The following is a 6335-nucleotide window of genomic DNA, read 5'->3' on the forward strand; positions in this document are numbered from 1 at the left end:
TCCTTTACTCCTCTGAACTGTGTTCTGAAGTCCTTGATTTTGGCATTGAACGATTGGAAAGCTGCATTGGTGGAACGCCTGTCGAAAAAGTTGACGATTTCCAGATAATGTGTCTGTATGGAACGTGCCACCTTTCCGAACGCAAGAAAGCCGGACTTTTCAACTTCGTCATACCATCTAGCAAGTCTTGTCAGAGCGGTGTCCTTGTGCTTGCACTGGTGATAGAGCAATCCTAAGAAAAGTGCCGGACAGTGCGGTTGCCGGGAGTAAGATACGGGAGAAACGAATGCGGCATTTTTATAATTACTGGATGATTAACCTGTCTTGATGGGAATAATGGAAGAGAAAGGGATAGTCAATCTTCGTAAAGAATCCGATTGGGAACATCCTTTTTTTATTTCTTACCTCTTTTATACAAACTTTCTTTGTCCTTTTACCGTATAACTCAGGAAAAAGAGTTAATTTTGCAATCTGATAATTATCTAAAAAACGTATGGAACTTGATGTATTAACGGCCATATCTCCGATTGACGGCCGATATAGAGGCAAAACGAAAGCTTTGGCAGCTTACTTCTCTGAATTTGCACTGATTAAATACCGTGTACAAGTAGAGGTGGAATATTTCATCACATTGTGTGAACTCCCTTTGCCGCAGTTGAAAGGAATTGACAGCAGCGTATTTGAGACTTTGCGGAATATTTACCGTAACTTTTCCGAAGCGGACGCACAACGCATTAAAGATATCGAAAGTGTAACCAACCATGATGTAAAAGCCGTAGAATACTTCCTGAAAGAAGAGTTTGACAAGATGGGAGGAATGGATGATTATAAGGAATTCATTCATTTCGGGCTGACTTCGCAGGATATCAACAATACATCCGTTCCCCTTTCCGTTAAGGAAGCGTTGGACAAGGTTTATTATCCGTTGATTGAAGAGCTGATTGAACAGTTGAAAACTTATGCGGCGGAATGGGCGGATATCCCGATGCTTGCCAAGACTCACGGGCAACCGGCTTCTCCTACCCGCCTGGGGAAAGAAGTGATGGTGTTCGTCTATCGCTTGGAACGCCAACTGGCTATGCTGAAAGCATGCCCGATTACTGCGAAGTTCGGCGGCGCTACCGGAAACTACAATGCTCACCATGTGGCGTATCCCCAATATGACTGGAAGCAGTTCGGCAATCGTTTCGTCTCGGAGAAACTGGGATTGGAACGTGAGGAATATACCACCCAGATATCCAACTATGATAACCTTTCCGCTGTTTTCGACGCGATGAAACGCATTAATACCGTGATGGTGGATATGAACCGGGACTTCTGGCAGTATATCTCTATGGAGTATTTCAAACAGAAGATTAAGGCCGGGGAGGTCGGTTCGAGCGCCATGCCGCATAAAGTGAACCCGATTGATTTTGAAAATGCGGAAGGCAATCTGGGCATTGCGACTTCTATATTGGAACATCTGGCTGTGAAGTTGCCCGTTTCCCGTCTGCAGCGGGATTTGACCGACTCCACCGTCTTGCGCAATGTCGGCGTGCCTTTCGGGCATATCGTGATTGCGGTCCAGAGTTCTTTGAAAGGGCTTCGCAAGCTGTTGCTCAATGAGCCGGCTATCTATCGCGACCTGGACAATTGTTGGAGCGTGGTGGCCGAAGCGATTCAGACAATCTTACGCCGTGAGGCTTATCCGCATCCGTATGAGGCTTTGAAAGCTCTGACCCGGACCAACCAGGCCATTACGGAAAGTTCCATCAAAGAGTTCATCGAAGGGCTGGAGGTCAGCGAAGATATTAAAAAAGAGTTAAGAGCAATTACTCCGCATACTTATACGGGAATTTAATTGTTTACTTATATATGTAACTAATAAACGTGTTTTTTAATCAGGCCGTGAGGCCAAAGTTTAATTTTATTCGAATAAAAAAATGAGCACAGAAAACGAAGAATGGCGAGAAAATTCTTTCAATGAAGAGAATGCAGGTGCCGGCCGTGATGGTAACAGGTCGTACAACAGAGAGGGAGGGGAACGTCCGTATCGTCCTTCTTATAATCGTGAAGGCGGCGAGCGCCCGTATCGCCCGAGATTTAATCCGAATGCCGAAGGAGGAGAACGCCCGCAGCGTTCTTACGGCGACCGTCCGTATGGCGAGCGTCCCCAACGTCCTTCCTACAACCGTGAAGGCGGCGACCGCCCGTACCGTCCCCGCTTCAATAGCAATGACGGCGGCGAACGTCCCCAACGTTCTTACAACCGCGAAGGCAACGACCGTCCGTATGGCGAGCGTCCCCAGCGTCCTTCCTACAACCGTGACGGCGGCGAACGTCCCCAACGTCCTTCCTACAACCGTGAAGGAGGTGACCGTCCGTACCGTCCGCGTTTTAATAATGGAGAAGGCGGCTACCGCAACAATAACAACGGAGGCGGCTACCGTCCGAGATTTAACAATGACCGGCAAGGAGGATATCGTCCTCGTCCGCGTACCGCCGATTATGATCCGAATGCTAAATATAGCATGAAGAAACAGATTGAGTACAAGGAACAGTTCGTAGACCCGAATGAACCGATTCGCCTGAACAAGTTCCTGGCGAATGCCGGTGTTTGCTCGCGCCGCGAGGCTGACGAGTTCATCACTGCCGGAGTGGTTTCCGTAAACGGGGAAATCGTGACGGAGCTGGGTACGAAAATCAAACGTTCGGACTTGGTGAAGTTCCACGACGAACCGGTCAGCATTGAACGTAAGGTGTATGTATTGTTGAACAAACCGAAAGATACGGTGACTACGTCGGACGACCCGCAGGAACGCCGCACGGTGATGGATTTGGTGAAAGGCGCCTGCAATGAACGCATTTATCCCGTAGGGCGCCTTGACCGTAATACGACCGGCGTATTGCTGTTGACTAATGACGGTGACCTGGCTTCCAAGCTGACGCACCCGAAATTCCTGAAGAAGAAAATCTATCATGTTCATCTGGACAAGAACCTGACAAAGGCGGATATGGAGCAGATTGCAGCCGGAATCCAGTTGGAGGACGGCGAGATTCACGCAGACGCCATCAGCTATACGGATGATTTCAAGAAAGACCAGGTGGGTATCGAGATTCACTCCGGCAAGAATCGTATCGTCCGCCGTATTTTCGAATCGCTTGGCTATAAAGTGGTAAAACTAGACCGTGTATTCTTTGCCGGATTGACTAAGAAAGGGCTTCGTCGCGGAGACTGGCGCTATCTGACGGAGGCAGAGGTAAACTACCTCCGTATGGGGTCGTTTGAGTAAAGAAGTCGGTTAAATAACAACTTGACGGAGGACGGGGAAAGAAGGCGGGAAATACTCCTGCATTTGAAACCTCGTCTTCTTGTATCTAAAAAGAATAAGTTAAATGGAAAAGATTCGCAGAACAAAAATTGTTGATTTGTTGAAGCGTACGGATATCGGCGCTATGGTCAATGTGAAAGGATGGGTTCGCACCCGCAGAGGCAGCAAACAGGTAAACTTTATCGCACTGAATGACGGTTCTACAATAAATAATGTGCAAATCGTAGTGGATTTGGCTAATTTCGATGAAGAGATGTTGAAACTGATTACCACCGGCGCATGCATTAGCGTGAACGGGGAGATGGTGGAATCCGTAGGTTCCGGCCAGAAGGTGGAGATACAGGCTCGTGAAATCGAAGTGCTGGGTACTTGCGACAACACGTATCCTTTGCAGAAGAAAGGTCACTCGATGGAGTTCTTGCGTGAGATAGCGCATCTGCGCCCGCGTACCAATACTTTTGGAGCGGTATTCCGCATTCGTCACAACATGGCGATTGCTATCCATAAGTTTTTCCATGAAAGGGGATTTTTCTATTTCCATACGCCAATCATTACGGGGTCCGATTGCGAAGGCGCCGGACAGATGTTCCAGGTGACTACCCTGAATCTGTATGATTTGAAGAAAGATGAAAACGGTTCTATCTCTTATGATAACGATTTCTTCGGCAAGCAGGCGAGCCTGACCGTGTCCGGCCAGTTGGAAGGCGAGCTGGCTGCTACGGCGCTGGGGGCTATTTATACATTCGGGCCTACGTTCCGTGCCGAGAATTCCAATACTCCCCGCCATTTGGCAGAGTTCTGGATGATTGAACCGGAGGTGGCTTTCAACGACATTACAGACAATATGGATTTGGCGGAAGAGTTTATCAAGTATTGTGTGAAGTGGGCGTTGGATAACTGTGCGGATGATGTCAAATTCCTGAACGATATGTTCGATAAGGGGTTGGTTGAGCGTCTGCAAGGTGTTTTGAAGGATGATTTTGTCCGTCTGCCTTATACGGACGGCATTAAGATTCTGGAAGATGCCGCGGCGAAAGGCCGTAAATTCGAGTTCCCTGTTTATTGGGGGGTAGACTTGGCTTCCGAACACGAGCGTTATCTGGTGGAAGAACATTTCAAGCGTCCGGTGATTCTGACTGACTATCCGAAAGAAATCAAGGCTTTCTATATGAAGCAGAACGAGGACGGCAAGACGGTGCGCGCGATGGATGTGCTTTTCCCGAAGATTGGCGAAATCATCGGCGGTTCCGAACGTGAGGCGGACTATGACAAGCTGATGTCCCGTATTGAGGAACTGCATATACCGATGAAGGATATGTGGTGGTATCTGGATACGCGCAAGTTCGGTACTTGTCCTCATTCCGGTTTCGGGCTCGGTTTTGAGCGCCTGTTGCTTTTCGTGACGGGCATGTCGAATATCCGTGACGTGATTCCTTTCCCGCGTACTCCGAGAAATGCGGAATTCTGATATTCCGGCATATTTGTCAAAACTCGCATAATCTTCCGGTTGTGCGAGTTTTTTTGTACATTTAATGGTTCTTTTTTCAAAATAAATCTTTATATTTGGACATACGCATTCGAGAGTGTTAACTAAAAATAATACGACAATGAAAAAGCTCTATTTCTTTACCGTGCTTTCAATGATGTTGTTGGCGGTAACAGGTGCGACGGCCCAGAAGAAAACGGATTTCAAGGCGGCCGATTTGAAAGGTATTTGGCAGCTCTGCCATTATGTGTCCGAGTCTCCCGATGTTCCGGGGGCGTTGAAGCCCAGTAATACGTTTAAGGTCCTGAGCGACGACGGCCGGATTGTGAATTTCACCATCATTCCCGGTTCGGACGCCATCATTACGGGATATGGGACATGGAAGCAACTGACAAACGATTCTTACAAAGAGAGTATCGAGAAGAATATCCATCTTCCGATGTTGGACAATCAAGATAATGTCCTGGAGTTTGAAATCAAGGACCGTGATTACCTGCATTTGAAATTTTTCATCAAAAAAGATTTGAACGGGAACGAGTTGAACACTTGGTATTACGAGACGTGGAAACGGGTAGGGATGCCGGATAAGTTTCCGGAGGATATCGTGAGATAAACGCTCCTGCCGTATTGAAAAGATGGAATTGCATGTTTTCCTTTTGTAAGGGAGGAAGGCATGCAATTTTTGTCTGCTGGAGGCGGAACTGGCAAATTTTGTCTGGCGGAGGCGGAACGGGCAAGTATGAATGTTTTCGGATAGGGGATTGTTATCATGCGGCAGCTCGAACCGCGGCTTGCTTTGAACGGCTTCCGGAAAACGGGCTTTTTGTCTTCCGGCAATTCTTTATTCTCCTTGTTATTCAACCGGATAAATCCAAAAAAAGGAAGAATTTGTTTGCCAATTCAAAGAAAAGCCGTACTTTTGCAAGCCGATTATTATCACAAAATGATAAGAGATTAATTCATAGCAAGTTAGTATTCCTTTGTCCGGGGAAGACTAATGAGTGGTGAAGAAATTTTTAGTAGTAACATTTAAAAAACAAAATTAGAGTGGATACTTTAAGTTACAAGACCATTTCTGCAAACAAAGCGACTGTAACCAAAGAATGGGTTATCGTTGACGCTACAGACCAAACATTAGGCCGTCTGGGAGCAAAAGTTGCAAAATTGCTGAGAGGAAAGTACAAACCAAACTTTACTCCTCACGTAGACTGCGGTGATAACGTTATCATCATCAATGCAGACAAGGTAAAACTGACCGGAAACAAGTGGAATGACAGAGTGTATTTGTCATATACGGGTTATCCCGGAGGCCAGAGGGAAATGACTCCCGCCCGTTTGATTGCTAAACCGAACGGTGAAGAGAGATTGTTGAAGAAAGTGGTGAAGGGCATGCTTCCCAAGAATATCCTGGGAGCTAAATTGCTGAAAAATCTGTATGTTTACGCTGGCAGCGAACACAAACATGAAGCCCAGAACCCGAAATTGATTGATATTAATTCATATAAATAAGATATAATGGAAGTAGTAAATGCATTAGG

Annotated in this window: 5 protein-coding genes and 1 pseudogene; 5 read left to right on the forward strand and 1 reads right to left on the reverse strand. The window is 46.7% G+C overall.

The features are described 5' to 3' along the window. Positions 1-245: pseudogene (locus tag Q5076_RS17660) on the reverse strand (transposase); the annotation flags it as partial. A 248-nt stretch (positions 246-493) separates the two neighbouring features. Between Q5076_RS17660 and purB the strand changes: the two are divergent. From purB to rplM, 5 genes are all read left to right on the forward strand, one after another. Next, entirely contained in the window at positions 494-1840 is a 1347-nt protein-coding gene (gene purB / locus Q5076_RS17665; RefSeq protein ID WP_303015103.1) for an adenylosuccinate lyase, read from the forward strand. Positions 1841-1922: 82 nt separating this feature from the next. Continuing rightward, on the forward strand, positions 1923-3272 hold the full coding sequence (locus Q5076_RS17670) for a pseudouridine synthase (protein ID WP_303015104.1): 1350 nt from the start codon (positions 1923-1925) through the stop codon (positions 3270-3272). Between the two features lie 103 nt (positions 3273-3375). Next, on the forward strand, positions 3376-4779 hold the full coding sequence (gene asnS, locus Q5076_RS17675) for an asparagine--tRNA ligase (RefSeq protein WP_303015105.1): 1404 nt from the start codon (positions 3376-3378) through the stop codon (positions 4777-4779). 139 nt (positions 4780-4918) lie between these two features. Next, positions 4919-5410: a DUF4488 domain-containing protein gene (locus Q5076_RS17680; RefSeq protein ID WP_303015106.1), complete on the forward strand. Its 492-nt coding sequence runs from the start codon at positions 4919-4921 to the stop codon at positions 5408-5410. A 434-nt stretch (positions 5411-5844) separates the two neighbouring features. After that, the gene (gene rplM, locus Q5076_RS17685) at positions 5845-6306 is read left to right on the forward strand and encodes a 50S ribosomal protein L13 (RefSeq protein WP_303015108.1); all 462 of its coding nucleotides are present in this window, start codon (positions 5845-5847) and stop codon (positions 6304-6306) included. Positions 6307-6335 lie beyond the last annotated feature (29 nt).

The organism is uncultured Bacteroides sp. (assembly GCF_958445495.1).
Classification (GTDB): Bacteria; Bacteroidota; Bacteroidia; order Bacteroidales; family Bacteroidaceae; genus Bacteroides.